Raw genomic sequence first — 22527 nt, 5'->3', positions numbered from 1 at the left:
TCTCCAAGCTCAGGCACAATGCCACGCCAAGGAGATCCCTCATTGCATTCGGGATGACGTTACCATTCCAACTACAAGAATATCGTCATCCTGAACGCAGTGAAGGATCTCCAAGCTCAGGCACAATGCCACGCCAAGGAGATCCCTCATTGCATTCGGGATGACGTTACCATTCCAACTACAAGAATATCGTCATCCTGAACGCAGTGAAGGATCTCCAAGTGCGGGCACAATGCCACTGCAAGAAGATCTCTCATTGCATTAGGGATAACGTGTTCTGGATTATTTGAAGTTACAGCAAGCCCATAAGGCCAAGGCAGCCTTATAAGCCTGAGTCTGGAGTTGTTTTACTGACGGACAATAATATTATTTTCTACAGTCTGTACCCCGGGAACCTGACGCGCTATTTGCTCCGCGGTGTCGCTTTGGCGAATTTTCTTAACATATCCACTTAAGATTACTGTGTTTTGATTGGTCACAACATGAACCTGTGCTATCAGAGGATCAGGATTACGCATTAATGCATCCTGTACTGATTGCGCCAAAGTCATACTTGACTGATAAGGGCTGAATACAGTGCCGCTGCCTGTATTATTCATACAACCAGTCAATAAAAGAAATAAGCCTGCCAATACGCCATTTACTAAAAATTTTTGCATTAGATTCTCCAATAGAGAGTAAGTACAGTTCATCCTGAACATCATGATTTACAACCCGATAAGCCCTCAAATCAGACTTATTCTATAACCACATAACACAACACTGCAAAGAAATGAAAAATACTTCCGGCTAAAACGAATAGATGCCAAAGCACATGACTGTATTTTAATCGTTCCCATGCATAAAAAATAACGCCGACAGTGTAGCATAATCCACCAGCAACAATACATGCCAAACCACCAGCAGGCAATAATTGATATATTGGCTTGATAACAACCAGACTCATCCACCCCATCAATAAATAGAGTAATGTCGATAAGAGTTCAAATCTATGTACAAAAAAAAGCTTAAAGATCACGCCTGCAACGGCAAGACACCATATAATAGTAAACATGGTCCAGCCCCAGGGGCCTCTCAGGGTGACTAACATGAATGGGGTATAGCTGCCAGCAATCAATAAATATATCGATGCATGGTCAACGATACGAAAAAAATGTTTTAACCTGGGATTTGTGATGCTGTGGTATATAGTAGAACTGACATACATCAAAATCAGGGTACAACCAAAAACAATCCCGGACAATAATTTGAATCCGTCATTTTGAGTTGCAGAAAAAACAATGAGCAAAGTAATAGCGGCAAGACTCAGTAATGCGCCCATAGCATGAGTCGTCGCATTTCCGATTTCTTCACCTCTGGTTTGAAGTTTATCAGGTTTAATCCATGGCATAACAGTCTCTTATTCTGGTTAGAACGCATCAACTCATGGGTTTACTTATTTGAAAGAATAGTAACACATGTGTCAAGAATTCTACAGTCAGGTAGTTATAATGGAATACTGCTATACTACTTTTTATAAATCAGCCCCTACAGGATGTAGTGTATGAAAAAAGAGAAGAACATCACCCAATCAGATCCGAATCAACAACAGGATACCAATGGTGATTCCAATGAGCAGGATACTATTTTTAGCATTATTGATAAACTATACCAAGCGAAGCTGGGGAAACTCACTGCTGGCATTAGTCCTGCTGCTTTGTTAACAGCTCATTATTCTTGGATTGCCCAACTGTTACAATCCCCAGGAACAATGACTCAACTGACTCTCTTCCCCCTGCTTCATGCACAGGATATGATCTCGAATCTTGTCACCCAAGATAAACCGGAAAATGGGAAAGACGTTCGATTTCATACAGAAAATTGGAGTTATTATCCGTGGCGCTTGTGGGCAGAGCTCTTTCTTCAGCTTGAAGAATGGAGTTTACAATCAACAAACAGTGTACCTGGTTTACCAGCACACGTAAAACGCACTGTATCATTTCGCTTGAGACAAATTCTGGATGCTTTATCACCATCTAACTTCGTCCTGACCAATCCTGATCTACTTCAAGAAACTATGCGTACGATGGGGGCAAATTTAATTCGTGGAACTGAGCTGGCCATACAGGATTTTACTGAAAAGTTGACGGGTTCCCCTCCTGCTGGAGTTGAGCATTTTATTCCAGGGCAACGAGTTGCTGTAACTAAAGGAAAGATAGTATTTAAAAATCATCTGATTGAGTTAATTCAGTATGAAGCTCAAACCGAGAAAGTATATAAAGAACCGATTCTTATTTTACCCGCCTGGATAATGAAATATTACATCCTTGATCTGCTTCCCGATAATTCTATGGTGAACTGGCTCACCAAACAAGGGCATACTGTTTTTATCGTATCATGGCGAAATCCAACCAAGGAAGATAGAAATCTGGGATTAGATGATTACTACCGCTTGGGTGCGATGGCAGCAATTGATGCTGTATCAAAAGCCAGACCAAATATAAAAATTCACTTAATGGGATATTGCCTGGGTGGTACCCTGGCCATGATCACCGCTGCTGCGTTGGCACAAAACCATGATGTTCGTCTTAAAAGCTTGACACTTCTCGCGGCACAGGGAGATTTTACTGAAGCAGGTGAATTGCTACTTTTTATTACTAAAAGTGAAGTATCCTTCTTAAAAAGCATGATGTGGGATCAGGGCTATCTGGATACAAAACAAATGGCAGGAACTTTTCAGATGCTACGATCCTATGATTTGATTTGGTCTAAAATGGTTCAGGATTACATGCATGGTACTCAAAGAGGAATGATAGCCCTACTTGCCTGGAACGCTGATGCAACTCGAATGCCCTATAAAATGCACAGCGAATATCTGGAACAATTATTTCTTAACAATGATTTTGCTGAAGGACGATTTTCAATTGAAGGGAAACATATAGTCGCAGAAAACATTCATTTACCCGCATTTGTAGTCAGCACAGAAAAAGATCACGTAGCGCCCTGGAAATCTGTTTATAAAACTCATCTATTAATTAATAGCGACATTACCTTTGTCTTGACCAATGGCGGTCACAATGCTGGAATCGTCAGTGAACCGGGGCATGAAGGTCGATCCTATCTGATTCGCGAAAGGAAAAAAGATTCAACCTATCTTGATCCGACAACCTGGTTAAATGAAGCGGCAACTGAAACAGGTTCATGGTGGACGGCATGGCATAATTGGTTAATACAACATTCATCGCCTCAACTCGTGACTCCTCCCAAACTCGATAAAAAACTCCCTGATGCTCCAGGAGAATATGTCTTACAGAAATGATAGAGGATAAAATGGATAACGAATTTCTTGAAAACGTCACCTTTGATGAACTCACTTTAGGACGAAAAGCGACATTAGTGAGAACTTTAACACAAAATGACATCAATTTATTTGCGGCGATGTCCGGAGATGTGAATCCCGCTCACATGGATCCTAATTACGCTCAAAGTGATATTTTTCATGGAGTAGTGGGACATGGCATGTGGTCTGGAGCACTTATATCCACTCTATTGGGCACAGTATTACCAGGGCCAGGAACAATTTATCTGGAGCAAGACATCCAATTCAAACACCCCGTACGTATTGGTGATGAATTAACCCTGACTATAGTAGTACGCGACAAGGATGACACAACAAAAATTGTCAATTTTGACTGTACGGGCGTCAATCAAAAAGGAGAAGTTAGCGTTGAAGGACTTGCTAAAGTAATTGCTCCCGTTAAAAAATTGAAAGTACCACGTATCTCCTTGCCTCATGTTGAAATCCTGAGTCACGATCATTTTAACGCCACCATAGAATCCTGTCGCGATCTCCCCCCTATCAAGACGGCTGTAGTTCACCCGGTCACTGCCAATGTATTGGAAGCAGTCGATGATTCTGTCAAAGCGGGGTTGATCACTCCTGTTTTAATCGGTCCTATAAAAAAAATAAAAATTGCCGCAAAGGAAGCCCACATAGATCTGTCTCAATGGGAGATTATTGATACAGAGCACAGTAATGCTGCGGCTATTAAAGCGGTGGAGCTTGCTTCCGCATGTAAAGTGGATGCAATAATGAAAGGAGCGCTGCATACTGATGAATTAATGTCCGCTATAGTTCCTGTAACATCCGGATTACGTACCAAGTATCGAATCAGCCATGTTTATGTGATGGATGTGCCTACCTATCACAAGCCTCTCCTGATTACCGACGCGGCAATCAATATATCTCCTAATGCCGCAGACAAAGCGGATATTTGTCAAAATGCCATCAACCTTTGGCGGATTTTGTTTGGTAATGAACATAAGCCCAAAGTCGCCATACTTGCTGCAGTTGAAACCGTAAATCCTAAAATGCAAGCTACTGTAGATGCGGCTATTCTTTGTAAAATGGCTGATCGAGGACAAATTTGTGACGGTATTTTAGATGGGCCCCTGGCTTTTGATAATGCGATTAACAAACAGGCTGCTATTGATAAAGATATACTATCCCCTGTAGCGGGTGATGCTGATATATTGCTGGTACCAGAAATTGAATCTGGAAACATCCTTGCGAAACAACTGTCCTTTCTGGGCCATGCCGATGCCGCGGGTATTGTGTTGGGAGCGCGCGTCCCGATCATCTTAGCAAGCAGGGCTGACTCATTAAGAACTCGATTGTTATCTTGCGCAGTAGCGGTTAAAATTGCAGCAGCCAGAAAAGCAGGAAAAATAAAATGACGGATTCCGTTTTATTAATCCTTAACTCAGGATCTTCCAGCGTAAAATTTCAGGTATTTACCAATACGTCAGAACTGACATCACTGGCTCATGGTAAAATATCCGACTTAGGTACAGAACCCCAATTTTCCGCTTGCAATGAAACTCAACCCGAGCAAAAAACAGTTAAATCACTTGCGATTGATTTTAACCATATACAATCAATTCAGGAAATACTCGACTGGATAAATCACCAAAACAACTGGACAGTCAGTGCTGTGGCTCACCGTGTTGTGCATGGTGGTGTTCAATTCCCCCAAAGTGTCCTGGTTACAAAGGATATATTCAACCAGTTAAAACAACTTAATCCTTTGGCACCGCTGCATCAACCGCATAACCTGGTCGCTATAGAAATTATTCATCGTATGTTCCCCCAATTACCCCAAATCGCCTGTTTTGATACAGCGTTTCACGCTCAGCACAGTCCTTTATTTACAGTATATGCCCTGCCTCAATATCTCCAGGAACAAGGGATCAGACGGTATGGATTTCATGGTCTTTCTTATGAATGGATAGCCCATACCTTAAAAAATAAACATACGCAATTGGCTCAAGGTCGGATTATAACAGCTCACTTGGGCAATGGTGCCAGCTTATGTGCCATGCATAAGGGCGTCAGTATAGATACCACTATGGGATTAACGGCACTGGATGGGCTACCCATGGGCACACGATGCGGCAGTCTGGATCCCGGCGCGATTACCTACATGATCAGGGAATTAGGTTTATCTCCTTCTGATGTTGAACAAATACTTTATAATGATTCAGGTCTGCTTGGATTATCCGGACTAACCAATAACGTCAAGGAATTACAAGAAAGTCAGGATGAAAAAGCTCAATTCGCACTGGATTATTTTTGTCTTAAAACAGCTCAATTTATGGGAATGATGGCAATTTCCCTTGGTGGTGTTGATGGTATTGTATTCACTGGTGGAATAGGTGAAAATTCAGAAATAATTAGAACGAATATCCTTGCTCGACTCGAAGTTCTGAGACCGTTTTCTGTCCTGATTATTCCGGCAAATGAAGAGAAAATGATGGCTATGCATGCATTAGACCTCTTGCGTACAATGTAAGTAAAGAGAACAATAATATGGATAAAGACTATTACAAAATTATGGGTGTAAGCCCTGATGCCTCTGATAAAGACATCAAAACAGCGTACCGAAAATTAGCTCGTAAATACCACCCTGACATCAGTAAAGAAGCTGATGCTGAAGAAAAATTTAAAGAAATGGGTGAAGCTTATGAAATTCTAAGGGATCCTGTTAAAAGAGCCGAATACGATCAATACATAAAAAATCGCGAATTCAATCAAAGATCCTATCAATCTACAGGTCATGGTGGAGCAGGAAGACAGCATCAATATCAAGATGTTCAGTTTGACAGTGATTTTTTTGAATCTTTATTCGGTCATTCCCGATACCAACATCAACCAATGACTGGTCAAAATTATCAAGGCAAAATTACTATCAGTCTGGAAGAAGCCTTTAATGGTGCGGTAAAAAGTGTGCAGGTTCCGGTAGATCAAGGTTCAGAAACCAAATTACAGACTTTAAATGTTAAAATTCCCGCAGGAATAAAATCCGGTCAGCAAATACGTCTGGCAGGACAAGGTGGCTCTGGTATCAATGGCGGTCCCAGAGGTGATCTGTTTTTAACTATAGATGTAATGAAACACTCTCTTTTTGATGTAATGGAGAATGACATTTATCTCACTCTGCCCATTACTCCCTGGGAAGCCGCTTTAGGCACTACAGTAGTAGTACCCACATTGAGTGGAAAAATTGATTTAAAAATTCCCCCAGGCTCCCAAGGTGGGCAAAAACTGAGAATTAAGAACCGTGGATTACCAGGAGCAACCCCTGGCAACCAATACGTACTATTAAAAATAATTACTCCACCAGCTACCTCAGAAGCAGCAAAAGAGATGTATAAAAAAATGGCGGAAGTAATGCCTTTCAATCCACGAGAGAAAATGGGAGCATAGCATGAGTAAAAATAATCATTTAACCGGCATGCTTATTGAAGAAACAACCACTTATACCTTCGTAGAAGTATGTCATAGATACCATATTCCTGAAGATTTGCTCATTGAGATGATTGAATATGGATTGTTTCCCGATCAACCTACAGATCCCAAAAACATCGCGATGGATCAAAAAGCCCTACGACGCATTGAATCCGCGTTCCGTTTACACCGAGATCTGGAAATTAATCTACCGGGCGTAGCACTGGCACTTGAGCTCTTGGAAAAAATTGAAAAAATGCAGAATGAACTGGATATATTACGAAAACATTTTAAATAAAAATGTTTCATCATCTGCCCGTATTATTTCACTTTAATACGGGTTATTTCCGAAGCTAACACTGACGCCTCATTATCCTTCACCAGTTCGTCACCTTCCGCCACTTCATTACTCCGCAGCCTCCCTCACCTCGTCCACCTCCGCCACTTCACTATTCCACAGCCTCCATCACCTCGTCACCCTCCGCGAAGGCGGAGGGTCCATTCCTTCGCTTTATTCTTATGCTCTCAAACATTCTATACATCATTTACTGTTATAACGTCCTTTCTTATTATTAGTTACAAAATACACTTAAGAATATAGTTCCATGTTTTTCTCTATAGAACGTACCATTCATGGACCCTCCGCCTTCGCGGAGGGTGACGAAGTAGCGAAAGGTAACGGAGTGCGAAAGGTAACGGAGTGCGAAGGGTAACAGAGTGCGAAGGGTAACAGAGTGCGAAGGGTAACAGAGTGCGGAGGGCAACAGAGTGCGAAGGGTAACAGAGTGAGGAGGGCAACAGAGTGCGGAGGGTGGCGAAGTAGCGGTGGATGACGTAGTGACTGAGTGACACGAAACGGTGGAGAGTAACGGAGTGCGAAAGATGACCGTACTGGTAGAGAGTATTATTTTTTTCTACTGCGGAATAACAGGTCGAGGCAATTATTCAACTTTTGGTTGATAATCCGGAATCTCTTTAGGTCTATACCCTTTTATCGTTCTGAAAAACTCAATAATTTTAGGGAAATCACTGTTGATATCTCCTGTAGGCCAAAAAGGTTCATGTATCCGAATTTCCCGAGTTGAATAATCTGGACCTATCATAACAATAGGTATATGTGCTTGACAGGCAATGTGATAAAAACCTTCTTTCCATCGTGTAACTGGACTGCGTGTTCCTTCTGGAGCTAAACCTAACCTAAGTTCATCGCTGGTACGAAACAATTCAACCACTTTCTCTACCTGATTTCCTTTTTTGGAACGATCAACAGGCGCTCCTCCAACGGCTTTTAAAAACAGTCCAAAAGGAAAAAAGAACAATTGGCTTTTAGCCAAAAAATTAACCTTGACACCAACAATAAAACGCGCGCACAAACAGATAAAAAAATCCCAGTTACTGGTATGGGGAGCAACGATTACCAAATATTTTTTATCCTTTGGTAATTCTCCAATAATAGTCCAACCCATTATTTTGTATATTAATTTGCACAATCTCTGCATGACAAAAATCCATTTTTGTTTTTATTTCAGTATATACAGAATAGGGCTCATTTTAATATTTTTTTCAATTAAAATTTCGACAGAAATGCTATTTTTACCGGGAGGTTTTTAATTTTTTAACAGAAATACGCTCTTTAAAGTGATCATTACATAGCCACCCTTACCTGATTAAACAACAATTGATTGACAACTCTACAATTTTCCGACATCTTGAGATCGAATCTGGATAGAGCTTACAAAGGAGTGTGTCATCATGTTTAGTAAAGAATTAAATGAACATTGTTCCTCTAAAGTGCTTCACTCTGTTTCACTCCCAAAGGACATTTGGCTGGAAATCGCATTAAACTGCACCTCGCCTAGGGATTGCTATAATGTCTTAGTCCTGAGCAAGCTCACTGCAGAACTACTTAAAGATGAAACGTTTCATAGTGAATTAAACAAAAGAAAATTAAGTTCCTTACAAGTATTCTGCGGTGGTGATGCCACCTTCCTGCTTACCCTGGTACAAGGAAGGTCTTTACTGCTTGGAACAGGAAAAAATGAGTACTATCAGCTGGGTTCACGGCATAATCGAAACCAAAAACACTACATTCCTATCACATTACCCGATGAAATGGTTCGTGTTGAAAGTGTACGGGCAAGTCATTTTCTAAGTGTCATTTGTGGTCGTGACAAGGACAATCACCCCATGGTGATTGGTTATGGAACAAATATTCAAGGACAGCTCGACACAAGTAATTCATTCAATACCACCCAGTTCACTCCAATCAAATTACCAGAACACATTGCGACATTTGACGATCTGGTCATCGGAAGTCTTCATTCTATACTCTATGGACGTACGAAAGAAAATCAATTGAGTGTGGCAGTATGTGGCTATAATGAATATGGGCAACTGGGTACCGGTGATACCGATCGAAGAAGTTATTTCACCCCGATAACTGTGCCAACAGAAATGATCTGCATCGATAAAATCTGTGCTGGTGGCTACCATAGCCTGATTAGTGGGCGGGACAAACACAATCAATTAATGGTGGCAGTATGTGGTGCAAATGGTCATGGTCAACTTGGCACCGAAGATGAACTGAACCGTAATCAATTCACCTTGATTCAATTACCAGAAGGCATAAAAAAAATTGTAGATATCCAAGCAGGAATTCGTCACAGCGTTATTTTAGGTCTGAATCAGTACAACAGGCCTATAGTATTAACTTGCGGCGCTAATAACCTGGGGCAGCTGGGTACCGGCAATCTACTAAATACTAATCGATTTACCCCTATTTCATTGCCGGAGGGCATGCAGACTGTCAAAAATATAGAGGCAGGAGGTTTTCACACCATTATTTGCGGCTGGAACCAAAATAACCAACCGATGGTAGCCTTATGTGGATATAATGAATTTGGTCAACTAGGTACTGGAGATAACATCAATCAATCCAAATTAACTGTGATTAATCTGCCTCCAGAAATGGTAACTGTTGATGATGTGGTGGCAGGAGAACGACACTCCATAATAATAGGGCGAACCAGAACCAATCAACCTGTCTTGGCTGCAAGTGGAAGGAATATTAACGGACAACTTGGTATTGGCGATTTTAAGGATAGAAATCAGTTTTGCATTATTGGTAAATTTTGGTACTTACGGGCTCAAGACTCAAATCTACTCACTTTTTTTTCCCAACCAAAGCAAAACGATGAGCAATCCCAATCAAGTTGTTTTAGTCTGAGCGGAAGATAGCTCATACTGAATAGTAGTTGTTTATCCTCACTTTTTTATACTTCATTCTCGCGAAAGTGGGGATCCATGCCAAAGGTGGCATGGTGCTAATTTTAAGGATGAATCCCCGCATTCGAGAGGATGACACGCTTATAAACTTCATACCACTAAAGAAGGGGGTTGTTAACAATTCATTCTGACAACATGCTCAAACGACTACGTACCGGGCCTTGTAGAGTAATGATTAACATCCCTTGAGAACATTGCAATTTATGCCCTGTTCTGTACACTATCCAACTGAACTATAGGAAAATAAGCCACTATGTCGAATAATCAGAGCATAATTACTGAAGAGACCTTGAATTGGGTACGTTCATTTATTATAGAACATAATATATGCCCCTTTGCTAAAGGAGCGGTTAATAAAGATCGTTTAAGAATCAGTGTCTCGAACACGACAAAAAAAGCTGACTCGCTTGAAGATTTAATGTCAGAGATTCGTTTATTAGATGAAAATCCAACTATAGAAACCACATTGCTTGTCTACCCTGACTCATTTAAAGATTTTTTTAATTATCTGGATTTTATTGATTTGGCGGAACAGCTGATCGTACTTCAGGGTTATGAAGGTATTTATCAAATCGCCAGTTTTCATCCTGATTATTTTTTTGCAGATACCGATCCCGATGATGTATCCAACTACACCAATCGCTCTCCTTATCCAATGATTCATCTGCTCAGAGAAGATTTGCTGGAAAAAGCGATTTTAGCTTATGGCGATACCACACAAATTCCAGAACAAAATATAGCCAAAATGCATCAACTTGGTTTAAAAAAAATAAAATCAAGGGATTAAAAAAAATACACCTAAACATCTCCAAATATCGGATAAATGTACTAAAATTATACATATGGAATATTCCAATATTCAGGTGCAACATGAAAAAACAGGATCCTGCCCTTTCCATGTCCAACCCACGTATACTGGCTGCGATATACTTCGGTTTATTGTCTGTGGTTGGTACTATTATCATTAATGCGTTTCTGGATTCTATAGGTGTTGATCAGATCATACCTGTTTTTCAAGCGGTCATTTTAGGTATAGTCGTTGCAGCTTGTTCTGGAGCTGTATTTGGTGAAAGTATTGTGCATTGCAAAAAACCCTATAAGTCTAAAACATTTTGGCTCGGATTTTCTATGGTAATCGCCTCATTACCTCTCTTTGATCTGGGTCTTCTGTTATTTATGAGTGAAGAAAATGCCAAATTATTTTCAATAGCCAAATTTCATGACCTGGTCTACTTCTATTTAGTTATTTTAGCCTACAGTTATATTTTATTCGGAATTGTTCTCGCAATTATCGCAGGCTTCGCTGCTATGTATTTACGAGGCCAATTAGTATACGATATCCTGCATACACAAGAACGACGCAAACGGGTGACTAAACCAACTCTGGTAAAAACAAAAGTTGCACATCCACATAAGGTACATACGACGCATCGTTAAACTTAAAATTAACAACTTAAGTAACTTGCCAATAAGTTCGGATGACGTTTTTAACGGAATTTTTAAGAAGATGCTCACTTAATAACTTTAAAATCAATATGGTTTAGCCGATGCAGGATTTAAATAATAAAAAGACACTGCTTGATTTATTAGCCCAAGGCGCGACGGTTATAACCCCTAACAATCGATTAAGTGGCGCATTACTGCAAGAATACTTCAACTATTGTCATACGAAAACCGTAACCAAACCCAAATGTTATCCATACAATACCGCATTGATAAAATCCTTTAATCAACTCATCATGCAACGCCCTGAACTGCCGCATCCTGTGTTATTAAATGAAGCTCAGTGCCAACATTTATGGCGTAAAATAATTAAAGCCGAACCAGAAATAACTTACAGCGAAGGCCTGTTAAGCGCCGTAATGCAGGCTTGGGAACATTGCCAACAATGGCAAATTGATCCTAAAAACCCTGAGTTTCAGTACACGCCGCAGACTCGTACATTTCAAAAATGGTGGCTGCATTTTAATAAGCAGTTGGACGTGTTGAATGCAATTAATGAACATCAAATAATTCCGTACATCCTGCAAGCACCGGATACTTTATTCTCACAACCGGTTATTTGGGTCTGTTTTGATGATTTTAATCCACAACAATTGACTCTGCAAAACCATCTGAGCAACAACAAAATAGCTCAATACCGTTATGATTTGAAACAACAAACAGATGTCACTCGAGTTTTTGCTGCCAAGGACATTAAAGAAGAATATCAACAGCTCATTTCATGGCTGAAATTAAAAATAGATAAAGGAGAACAAAAAATTGGGGTCGTCATTCCCAATTTGCAACAGGAGTCTCGTTCCTTAAAAAGAATCATTCAGCACCACTTTGAACCTCAATTAGTAAATATTTCCCTGGGCCAGCCATTAAGCGAATTTCCTCTTGTGGCTCATGCCCTGGTTTGGTTGCATCTGAAACCTGAGCATCTAAGCCATTTCCAGGCGGCGTTACTGCTTCAATCACCTTATCTTGGCAATGCCAAAGAAGAATTTATAAACCGATCCCAAGTACTGCAAGACAGCACGTTATTGCAAAAACCATCATTCCAGTTACAGTCATTGATCAAAGAACTCACTCACTTGGCACCTCAATTAGCGGAACGTTTAAAGACCATTAACGTATATCCTGAAAACGCATCACCTCAACACTGGATAGACCTGTTCCAAAACCGATTAAACGCGCTTGGATTTCCAGGGGATTATGGATTAAACTCCGAAAATTATCAGTGCTATAATCGTTTCAGTTCTCTTTTCGATGAATTCAGGCAACTGCATTTAATCAGTACTAATCTGAGTCAAAATGAAGCGCTTGATGCCCTGATGCAGCTTGCCGATAACACCATTTTCCAGGCTCAAAAAACTCATGCCCCAATTCACATATCTGGTTTATTGGAAGCATCCGGATGTGAATTTGACAGCTTATGGATCATGGGTTTAACAGACCAGTGTTTACCGCAGAAACCACGATTGTCTGCTTTTATTCCACCGGACATGCAACGTAAACTCCTGATGCCTCATAGCCTTCCTGCCCGTGAGTTAGTCTTTGCAAAACAAACCCTGCAACGACTCAGACAGGGAAGTGCTGAAACGGTATTCAGTTATGCACGATTTCAGGGTGATACACCCAATTTACCGTGTTCCTTAATCCTTAATTTTCCTCCTTATGACGGCATGCCAATCCCGGTTGATCCAATAAATCAAGATGAATTAATCCCTCATGATGAAACGTACATAGTTCCCCTATTAACAACGGAAAAAATATCCGGAGGCACAGCTTTACTTGCCTATCAGGCAAAATGTCCCTTTAAAGCTTTTGCAGAGCACCGGCTGAAAGCAAAGCCGTCTCAACAGACTTCAGAAGGGTTGGATGCTAAGGATAAAGGAATTATTGTTCATAAAGTCATGGAATTACTCTGGCGTCAGCTGGGAAGTCAAAAAGAATTACTGCAATTGAATGACACAATCCTGCACCAATACATTGATCAATCCATTCAAACGGCCCTGTCCAACATGAGGCAATTCCATTCCGAATCGGTGCCTGCTCTGATAAAAGATGTAGAATTCGTTCGCCTCAAACGACTGGTTCATTCACTATTAGAATGGGAAAAGCTTCGCCCTGAATTTGAGATAGCTGCCTTGGAAGAGTCATACACACTGAATCTTGCTGGGCTGGATTTTACCGTACGAGTTGATCGTCTGGATTGCGTTGAAGGTTCCAAATGGGTCATCGACTATAAAAGCAGTCTGCCTGCCAGTAAACCATGGAATGAAGAACGACCTACGGAACCACAATTATTACTGTATGCACTTCTTGATAAAGAAATTAATACTTTATTATTAATCCAATTAAAAACGGGTAAAATACTCTGCAGCGGTTTAAGCGAGAATAAACTGGATATAAAAGGCGTCAGCGCATTAAAAGCAGAAGAGTCCTGGGAGCATCGCCGTAACGAGTGGCAGCTGCAATTAACTGATTTGGCAGAAGAGTTTCAAAAAGGGTTCTGTCTACCTCAACCTGCAACCGCGGCACTCTGTGAACAATGTGATTTCCAAAATCTCTGCCGGTTCAGAGCGACTGAACACTCCAATTAAAACGGGCAAAGGTACAAAGAGAGTTTCTATTGGCAACATACCCTATAATTTAATAAACCAGGCAGGAATCATCCATGCACCATCTAATTCTTGGATACGGCTATTGCGGCTATTATTTAGCTCAGGAGCTATTAAAAAATAAACAAAACGTTACGGCTCTGTCCCGACATTTAAATCACGAGATGGCGCTTCCAGGCTTAAATCATTTAACAATTGATTTAAATCAACCCTTTAAGTGGACTGATCCTGATACAATTCTGTATTACCTGATTCCACCACCCGCTCAAGGAGACCATGATGTTTTTCTAAAACAATTTCTTGGTCACAGTTTAATAAAAGCCCGGAAGGTACTCTATTTCGGATCCAGCGGGGTATACGGTGATCATCAAGGAGCGTGGGTAAATGAAGAGTCACCCTGTCTTATCAATCATTCCCGTCAACGACGTCGTCTCGATGCAGAGCAACAGTGGCTGTCCTTTTGCACACATCAAAAAATTGACGCAGTACTGCTACGAATTGCCGGAATATATGGTCCGAATCGTTTACCCATTGATGAGGTTAAAGCCAAAACACCCGTCATGGAATTAGATAAAGCACCTTACACTAACCATATTTTTGTAAAGGATTTAGCAAAAATTGCATCACTGCTCGGCCAAAGCAAAGTGTCTCAATCCCTCTATAACATTGCTGATGGTCATCCCACGCCTATGGGCAGTTTACAACAATTGGTTGCACAATACCTGGGGGTAGAGGAAGCGCCTTATGAATCATGGGAACAAATCTGGGAAAGAGCCAGTCCAATGAAACGGGAATTTATGAAGGGATCAAAACGGCTGGACATCAAGCGTTTAAGAACAACTCTGGGATCTTCTTATGAATTAACAACGCTCAACGATGGGGTATATCAAAGCCTTCAAGATCATATTGTTTCGTAAGTCCTGATAATAATATACTGCCACTCTGGTAACGGTTCAAAAACTTCGAGGCACGTCATCCCGAGGTTATCCCGTCATTCCGAAGTGATCACGTCATCCCGAATGCAATGAGGGATCTCCTGAACGTGGTACTCTGCCTGAATGGGGAGATCATTCACTGCGTTCAGGATGACGGGATAACCTGGGGATACGTCATCCCGAGGAGACCCCGTCATCCCGAAGTGATCACGTCATCCCGAATGCAATGAGGGATCTCCTGAATGTGGTACTGTGCCAACATGGGGAGATCCTTCACTGCGTTCAGGATGACGTGATCACTTCAGGATGACGGGAGCACTTTGGGATGACGGGATAACCTCGGAATGACGTGCCTCGAAGTCATTAAAAAGTTACCCCAATGTGATTATACCCACTTAATATTTATAGAGATGAATTATGCCTTATATGAAAAATCCAATTGATCTTAAAACTCATATGGACAACTGCACTCAATGGCTCGACAGCATGTTTGCGAATTTTGAATTAAATCAATCCATCGAAGACCAATTGCGTCAGGTTAAATCGTTCTATAATCGACAATATAATAAGGCGGAAGGTAAATCAGCGAAAATCAGGGTCATTGAACACTATCAAAATTTAATTCTAATCCTGACCTCGGTCAGCGCTGGAGAACTTTCTACTGAACAAGCATTTGACAGAATAGAAGAATTAACTGAAATCAGACAGATAGAAATTATTGCCCATAATTTAATCAATGTCTGTGAATTACTCTTCTGGGCAGCAGCATCCGCTGTACTCTATATTTCCTGTGTTTCTATAGGAATTCCATTACTGCTCTGTGAACCGATCAATGGATTAATTGTTTCCATTGGTTCTGCCCTGTTAATGGCGGCTTCAATAAACAATGCATTTAATTGCTTTGAAGAATTTAAAACTTTTGATCGAGTGAATAAAGAGTCGGATCGAGAGAAAAGTCTAATCTCATTTTTTAATCCGCCCAGGGCAGGCAATGAAACCCAATCATTAAACCGTAAAAACACGCTGGATGAAACAGAAATTAATACCACCATTTTAGAACTGCATTAAAAATAAGGAATAGAAAATCGTGACTCTGGAAAACATTGATGTTCTTATTGTTGGAGCAGGACCTGTAGGGCTATTTTGTGCCAATGAACTCACGCGACATGGATTGACTTGTCGAATAATCGATAAAAAAAGCGCCTTGAGTGTACGATCCAAAGCACTGGGTCTTCATATTCGAACCCTCGATGTTTTGGAGGACTGCGGCCTTCTGGATGAAGTCATGAAACAGGGACTTCCAATCGAAGGAGTTGTCTTCAAATCCAATGGAACAATACTGGTATCCACTTCATTCGCTGGAATTGAAGCCAACAGACATTGCTTGATTGATCTTCCCCAAAACCAGACCGAAAGCATATTGTATCAAAGCCTCGAGCAAAAAGGTGTACACGTCGAATGGGATACAGAATTAACTCATGTCATTCAATCTCCTACAGAGATCACGGCCACTATCAAGAAACCCAACAATAAAATTGAGTTGCTTAACGCAAGCTGGCTCATTGCCTGTGATGGGGCTCATAGTACGGTAAGAAAACAAGTTAATGCTGAATTCAAAGGTTCCGAATACAAACAGGCCTGGTGGTTGGCTGATTTATTAATCGATTGGCATATCCCGGACACTCATATGACTGTATACATCAGTGATCGGGGACCTTTAGCCTGTTTCCCTATGAGAAACAAGCGGTATCGTCTTGTTTTAACTGCACCCCAAGAAAACACTGCCGAACCAACCCTCGACGATATAAAACGAGAATTCACACTGCGCGCCTCAGATCCCGCTATCCTTTCAAATCCCGTATGGATTAGTCAATTCAATATCCATCATCGTCAAATTCAAGAATATCGTTACGATAGAATTTTTTTCGCAGGAGACGCTGCTCACATTCATAGCCCAATGGGTGGACAGGGTTTGAACACAGGAATTCAAGACATTTATAACTTGATATGGAAATTGGCTCTGGTAGACAAAGGAAAAGCAAGACCTGATTTATTAAACAGTTATCATGAAGAGCGTTTTCCTGTAGGCCAGGGAGTCATTAATACGACCGATAAAATGACCAAACTGATGTTAATCACCAATCCAGTACTGGTGGCACTTCGTAATTTATTAATTCGTTTAATAAGTTCGATAAAGCCATTCATGAATTATATGGCTAAGAATATCGCTGAGCTTGCAATATCCTATGCCAAAAGTCCGATAGTGCATCAGTCAGGAAGCGCCAAACATCTCGCGGCGGGTGATTACTTACCTGCTTTTCAATTAATACATAATGAAACCCAACAAGCCACAAACAGTACTGTGATTACTCAGGGAGTACAACATCACGTGTTTCTATTTGAAGGCTTGAAGAATAAAAAAGTGACTGAATTGCGGCACTTTGCTAAAACTTTAGCTCAAAAATATCCCAACTCATTAAAAATTCATTGGGTCAGTTCCACTAAATCAGTACAACCCGATGATTCAATTTCACTTTGGATTGATGAGCAACAACGTGTTCATCAACATTTTGGTCTAAAAAGGCCCTCTCTTATTTTAGTAAGGCCAGATAAATACATTGGATTTATACAACAACCAATCAATATCAATAAGTTTATGAAGGAATTATATCTGTTATCTTAAATGGATTAATAATTCGTAAACCTGAAATGAAGCAGAAACCGAAGGTATCAATCCGGTTAATGACGTTTAATCGTTTAAATACAATAGAATTATTTTACATTCTGCCACTGCCAAAGTAATTATGTTGCAAGATTACCTTCAAGTTGCATTGCGAAAATTAACCAGATGCTTAATAATGATTAAATTACTGATCTAAGGAGTGGATATGTCACTCAACGCAACTAAAACACGAGTCCTCAGCATTGGATTAATGATTTGCTTATTAAGTAGTTGCTTTCATCCGCCATTTAATAATTTTCGGCCAGATCCACGCACCGCCCGTAAAACAGCCGGAGGAGCAGCAGCTGGTTCTGCAATTGGCGCTGTAGCCAGTGGAACTGTATCCGGAACGCTGCTTGGCGCGGGCATTGGCGGGGCAATCGGCGCGGCTACTGGTCTCTATAAGGATTCCAAACCTAAAATTATCAAGGATTTAAAAAAACAGGATATTGAGTTTATCGAGTACGGAGATACTAAATTACTGATCGTCCCCACGGATAAATATTTTATGTTCAATAGTCCACGAATCAATGAACTATGCTATCCCGGTTTAAATAACATCATCCGGTTATTAAAATTCTATCCGAAAAGCCGTATTTATGTAGCAGGATTTACTGACAATGTCGGATCTCGCTACCATAAAAGAATGCTTTCCCAGGCGCAGGCAGAAACCATGCTCACTTTTCTATGGGCAAATAACATACCTGCAAGTCGACTCAAAGCTGAAGGTTATGGAGACAAAAATGCCGTATCAGATAATAAACTGATACATGGAAGCGCGCAGAACAGACGCATTGAGATTCAATGGTTTAATGGATTAGTTGCACAAGCCCAACCTCCGGTGATGTATACAAAATAAGGCTGATTAATGCGTTCAAGATTTATAGGCGGCATCCTTTTAATTGTTGGTACGTCCATAGGCGGGGGCATGCTTGCCCTGCCAGTTGCCAATGCTGCTACTGGATTTTGGCAGTCGTCTATAGTCCTGTTTGTCTGCTGGGCCTTTATGACGCTTGGAGCATTTTTTATCCTTGAAGCAAATCTCTATTTACCCAGAGGGAAACACATGGTCTCTATGGCAGCGGCCACTTTGGGAAACTATGGATTATTAGCTGCCTGGATAAGTTATCTGTTTTTATTATATACCCTGCTCTCCGCCTACGTTTCTGGAGGAGCTGATGTACTCAATAGTTTGCTATTTAAAGTCGGACTACATCTCAATGAATGGCAAGCCAGCACCTTATTTACCTTGATTTTTGGTTTGATCGTTTATGGTGGCATTCATTATGTTGATTTAGCTAATCGAGCGCTTATGTTTGGTAAATTAGCCGTCTATTTTTTGCTGATTATCCTGATAGCACCCCATATTGAAATGCACCATTTTCAACATGGGGAGCTGCGATATATTGAGGGTTCAATTATGATATTGATTACCTCTTTTGGCTTTGCCATTATAGTCCCGAACTTAAGAGAATATTTTGATGATGACATCAAAACATTAAAAAAAGTTATTTTTATCGGTTCTTTAATACCATTAATATGCTATCTAGCCTGGGATGCCGTCATTATTGGTACTCTGCCCTCTGAAGGAAGTCAGGGTCTTGAAAGCTTAATGCAAAATCCCCATACAACAAGTGCTCTAGCCGGTTTATTGTCAGACAAAGTGCACAATTCAACCATTAGCGCCTTTTTTAATTTTTTCACATCCATATGCATGCTCACCGCATTTCTGGGCGTATCACTATGCTTGTACAGCTTTCTTGCTGACGGATTGAAATTGCGTGAAAAAGGAACTCATGGGGTTGGCTTGTTTCTATTAACGTTTATACCACCATTACTTATTGTTATATTTTATCCTGGCGCATACATGCATGCCTTGAGTTATGCAGGGATTTTCTGCATTATTTTACTACTACTTTTGCCTGCGCTAATGTGTTATTTTGGCAGGAAGCATTTTAGTGCGAAATTTATGGTACCAGGTGGAAGAATATCTCAATGTGCAGTGATTCTTGTATCCATAGCGTTATTGATGCATGAAATTTGGGGACTCCTGGTTTAAAAATGAACTTCATCAAACATAAAACTGATTGACTTTTATTGAAAAATAAAGTATCATTGTGTTCTATATTTGTACTGATTTGGGTAATAATTAAGTGCTAAATTCAAAATTAATAGGTGGTATTTTACTCATTGTAGGAACATCCATTGGCGGTGGAATGCTTGCTTTACCTGTATCAACAGCTGAAGTAGGTTTTGGAAACTCCATTTTCTTCCTCTTGTTTTGTTGGTTAGTTATGACTGCAGGGGCATTATTAGTACTTGAAGTGAATATGCGTCTTCCTGCTGGTAGTAATATGATATCCATGGCCAAATCGACCTTGGGTTTACCAGGACAGATCATCGCCTGGATAACATACCTGTTTCTTTTATACACTCTCCTCGCAGCATACATCTCTGGAGGCAGTGATGTATTCAACAATCTGTTGCATAAAATACACATCGATTTACCCAACTGGCTGACATCCATTATTTTCACCGCCTTATTCAGTCTAGTTGTATATAACGGGATACGTTCAGTTGATTACGTGAATCGAGGATTAATGTTTGGCAAACTGGGTGTCTACGTTTTGCTGGTAGCAATAATTAGTCCCCATGTCTCTGTTGTCGGTTTAAGTGGTGGCTCTGCACGCGCATTTACCGGAACATTGATGATACTGGTGGCATCTTTTGGATTTGCATCCATAGTACCCAGCTTACGTGATTATTTTGAAGATGATATCCGTACCTTAAGAAAAGTCATATTATTTGGTTCATTAATCCCATTGTTTTGCTACATCGTTTGGGATGCTGTGATCATGGGCGTAGTATCACGTGAAGGTGATAATGGGTTAATAGCCTTAATGAGTTCCGACCATGCCACGAGTGGCCTGACTGAAGCGCTCAATCAGTCCATTCAGAATCAGTGGATTAGTGGATTTTTTGGCTTCTTTACGTCCATCTGCATGATTACTGCATTCTTGGGTGTCTCTTTAGGTTTGTTCGATTTCCTGGCAGATGGTTTGAAACTTAAAAAATCGGGGAATCAAGGCAAATATACCCTGGCCCTTACTTTTCTTCCTCCATTAGCAGTTGTTTTAATAAATCCTGGTATTTATCTGCATGCTTTAAACTATGCTGGCATCTGCTGCGTCATTTTATTACTCCTTCTACCCGCTGTAATGGCTTGGAAGGGTCGCCAGACATGTCTATTAGCTCCGAGTGAAGGACATATGGTACCTGGTGGTAATTCAGCCTTAAGCCTCATTGGATTTATTGCTATAGGATTACTTATCATAGCGATCATGTATTGATATCGCATGCAGTTTTTGTTGTTTCGCCAAAGTGTATTGACCATTCATCCTTCATGGCTTCCAAGTCGCTGAAATGAATGGTTAACGTACCGAATTTAAAATCAGACTTTTTTCTGTTTTTTAGCTTTAAAATAAGCGATACTTCAAGCAAATAAATATGAATAGACTCCATGACAAAAATAAGACCCTTTCTTAAATGGGCTGGAAGCAAATACAATTGCCTTGATCAAGTCATCCATTCTCTCCCATCCGGCAGGCGTTTAATTGAGCCATTTTCCGGATCGGGAGTTATTTTTATGAATACGAATTACTCATCCTATGTTTTAGCCGAAAGCAACCCGGATCTTGTTCATCTATTTACAACCCTGCAAAAAAAGGGAGAGTTATTTATTGAGTATTGCAGAAATTACTTTAAACCCGAAATGAATTGCAAAGAAAAGTATTACGAGCTTCGTGAAGACTTTAATAAACTCAATAATTCTCAAAAAAAATCCGCGATGTTTCTGTATCTCAATCGTCATGGCTACAACGGTCTTTGTCGATACAATTCTAAAGGAATTTATAATGTTCCCTTTGGACTGTATACGAAGCCCTATTTCCCATATGAAGAAATGCTTCTATTCCATAAAAAAAGCATTCAAGCGCATTTTATCCATAATGACTTCAGAAAAACATTCGAGCTTGCCGAAAAAGGAGATGTCATATATTGTGACCCACCCTATGTGCCAGTAACCGATTACACCAAACCGCTGCCTTATACTCAAAGGAAATTTTCTAATGATGATCAGATTGAACTGGCTGAATTAGCCAGAGAAACGGCATCCAGAGGCATTCCAGTAATCATATCCAATCATGACACAGAATTTACTCGCAAACAGTACCAGGAAGCTCAAATTAGAAGTTTTCCTGTCTCAAGATGGATTAATTGTCAGTCCAACCTGCGACAACCTGTTAATGAGTTGATTGCTGTTTTTAAGTGACTGATTTACGCATCAGAAATGCCTCATTTCCAACAGATTGGAGATGCTGCTTGAAATGACTCAAACCCTGATTCAGGAGATCCCTCGTTTCACTCGGGATGACGAGGCAACACTCGGGATAACAAGGCAACACTCGGGATAACAAGGCAATATTCGGGATAACAAGGCAATATTCGGGATAACAAGGCAATATTCGGGATAAAAAGGCAATATTCGGGATAAAAAGGCAATATTCAGGATAGCAAGGCAATATTCAGGGTGTCGAGGTGCCATTCGAGAGGATGGTTTATTATTCGTCATCCTGAACGAAGTGAAGGATCTTCCGAAGGCAACACAATATTCGATTTCCAACTACATCAGTAAGATCCCTCATGATGTTC

20 protein-coding genes are annotated in these 22527 nt (G+C 40.5%); 16 read left to right on the top strand and 4 right to left on the bottom strand.

Annotated elements, in window-relative coordinates; genetic code table 11:
* Positions 1–347: 347 nt before the first annotated feature.
* Entirely contained in the window at positions 348–659 is a 312-nt protein-coding gene (locus IZU94_RS10850; protein WP_203110560.1) for a BON domain-containing protein, read from the bottom strand.
* Between the two features lie 77 nt (positions 660–736).
* Entirely contained in the window at positions 737–1390 is a 654-nt protein-coding gene (gene trhA, locus IZU94_RS10845) for a PAQR family membrane homeostasis protein TrhA (RefSeq protein WP_203110559.1), read from the bottom strand.
* Positions 1391–1543: 153 nt separating this feature from the next.
* Between trhA and IZU94_RS10840 the strand changes: the two genes are divergently transcribed.
* The 5 genes from IZU94_RS10840 to IZU94_RS10820 are packed head-to-tail and all read left to right on the top strand — an operon-like array spanning position 1544 to position 7064.
* On the top strand, positions 1544–3298 hold the full coding sequence (locus IZU94_RS10840; RefSeq protein ID WP_203110557.1) for a PHA/PHB synthase family protein: 1755 nt from the start codon (positions 1544–1546) through the stop codon (positions 3296–3298).
* A gap of 11 nt (positions 3299–3309) precedes the next feature.
* Complete coding sequence (locus IZU94_RS10835) at positions 3310–4716, top strand: bifunctional enoyl-CoA hydratase/phosphate acetyltransferase (RefSeq protein ID WP_203110555.1); 1407 nt, start codon at positions 3310–3312, stop codon at positions 4714–4716.
* Positions 4713–5831, top strand: coding sequence for an acetate/propionate family kinase (locus tag IZU94_RS10830; protein WP_203110553.1), 1119 nt, complete (start codon positions 4713–4715; stop codon positions 5829–5831). The genes IZU94_RS10835 and IZU94_RS10830 overlap by 4 nt, the downstream gene beginning before the upstream one ends.
* 17 nt (positions 5832–5848) lie before the next feature.
* On the top strand, positions 5849–6745 hold the full coding sequence (locus IZU94_RS10825) for a DnaJ C-terminal domain-containing protein (protein ID WP_203110551.1): 897 nt from the start codon (positions 5849–5851) through the stop codon (positions 6743–6745).
* 1 nt (position 6746) lies between these two features.
* Positions 6747–7064, top strand: a complete 318-nt coding sequence (locus IZU94_RS10820) for a chaperone modulator CbpM (protein ID WP_203110549.1) — start codon at positions 6747–6749, stop codon at positions 7062–7064.
* 643 nt (positions 7065–7707) lie between these two features.
* On the opposite strand, the gene IZU94_RS10815 is transcribed toward IZU94_RS10820, so the two are convergent.
* A complete protein-coding gene (locus IZU94_RS10815) occupies positions 7708–8265 on the bottom strand; it encodes a 1-acyl-sn-glycerol-3-phosphate acyltransferase (RefSeq protein WP_203110548.1) in 558 nt (185 codons plus the stop codon).
* Between the two features lie 253 nt (positions 8266–8518).
* Here IZU94_RS10815 and IZU94_RS10810 point away from each other — a divergent pair, with 253 nt between their 5' ends.
* From IZU94_RS10810 to IZU94_RS10765, 10 genes are all read left to right on the top strand, one after another.
* Entirely contained in the window at positions 8519–10003 is a 1485-nt protein-coding gene (locus IZU94_RS10810) for an RCC1 domain-containing protein (protein WP_203110547.1), read from the top strand.
* A gap of 301 nt (positions 10004–10304) precedes the next feature.
* Positions 10305–10838, top strand: coding sequence for a DUF1415 domain-containing protein (locus tag IZU94_RS10805; protein WP_203110546.1), 534 nt, complete (start codon positions 10305–10307; stop codon positions 10836–10838).
* 83 nt (positions 10839–10921) lie between these two features.
* Positions 10922–11488 (top strand): hypothetical protein, encoded by a 567-nt coding sequence (locus IZU94_RS10800; protein ID WP_203110545.1) that lies wholly within the window; start codon positions 10922–10924, stop codon positions 11486–11488.
* Positions 11489–11598: 110 nt separating this feature from the next.
* Positions 11599–14142 carry a PD-(D/E)XK nuclease family protein gene (locus tag IZU94_RS10795; protein WP_203110544.1) on the top strand — a complete coding sequence of 848 codons (2544 nt, stop codon included), beginning with the start codon at positions 11599–11601 and terminating at the stop codon, positions 14140–14142.
* A gap of 74 nt (positions 14143–14216) precedes the next feature.
* Positions 14217–15077, top strand: a complete 861-nt coding sequence (locus tag IZU94_RS10790) for an SDR family oxidoreductase (protein WP_203110543.1) — start codon at positions 14217–14219, stop codon at positions 15075–15077.
* 435 nt (positions 15078–15512) lie between these two features.
* On the top strand, positions 15513–16163 hold the full coding sequence (locus tag IZU94_RS10785) for a DUF5638 domain-containing protein (RefSeq protein WP_203110541.1): 651 nt from the start codon (positions 15513–15515) through the stop codon (positions 16161–16163).
* A gap of 19 nt (positions 16164–16182) precedes the next feature.
* Positions 16183–17778, top strand: a complete 1596-nt coding sequence (locus tag IZU94_RS10780; RefSeq protein ID WP_203110539.1) for an FAD-dependent monooxygenase — start codon at positions 16183–16185, stop codon at positions 17776–17778.
* A 205-nt stretch (positions 17779–17983) separates the two neighbouring features.
* Positions 17984–18676 (top strand): C-OmpA-like family protein CmpA, encoded by a 693-nt coding sequence (gene cmpA, locus IZU94_RS10775; RefSeq protein WP_203110537.1) that lies wholly within the window; start codon positions 17984–17986, stop codon positions 18674–18676.
* A 9-nt stretch (positions 18677–18685) separates the two neighbouring features.
* A complete protein-coding gene (locus IZU94_RS10770) occupies positions 18686–19876 on the top strand; it encodes an amino acid permease (RefSeq protein WP_203110536.1) in 1191 nt (396 codons plus the stop codon).
* Between the two features lie 94 nt (positions 19877–19970).
* A complete protein-coding gene (locus IZU94_RS10765; RefSeq protein ID WP_203110534.1) occupies positions 19971–21167 on the top strand; it encodes an amino acid permease in 1197 nt (398 codons plus the stop codon).
* On the opposite strand, the gene IZU94_RS10760 is transcribed toward IZU94_RS10765, so the two are convergent.
* Positions 21157–21339, bottom strand: a complete 183-nt coding sequence (locus IZU94_RS10760; RefSeq protein WP_203110532.1) for a hypothetical protein — start codon at positions 21337–21339, stop codon at positions 21157–21159. The two genes, IZU94_RS10765 and IZU94_RS10760, sit on opposite strands and share 11 nt — an antisense overlap.
* Here IZU94_RS10760 and IZU94_RS10755 point away from each other — a divergent pair.
* Positions 21338–22147, top strand: coding sequence for a Dam family site-specific DNA-(adenine-N6)-methyltransferase (locus IZU94_RS10755; protein WP_203110531.1), 810 nt, complete (start codon positions 21338–21340; stop codon positions 22145–22147). The genes IZU94_RS10760 and IZU94_RS10755 overlap by 2 nt on opposite strands.
* Positions 22148–22527: the final 380 nt, after the last annotated feature.

Origin of the sequence: Legionella bononiensis (assembly GCF_016786215.1) — a bacterium.
Lineage (GTDB): Bacteria > Pseudomonadota > Gammaproteobacteria > Legionellales > Legionellaceae > Legionella > Legionella bononiensis.
The sequence above is the reverse complement of the archived record's forward strand: the minus strand, read 5'-3'. Positions and strand labels throughout refer to the sequence as shown.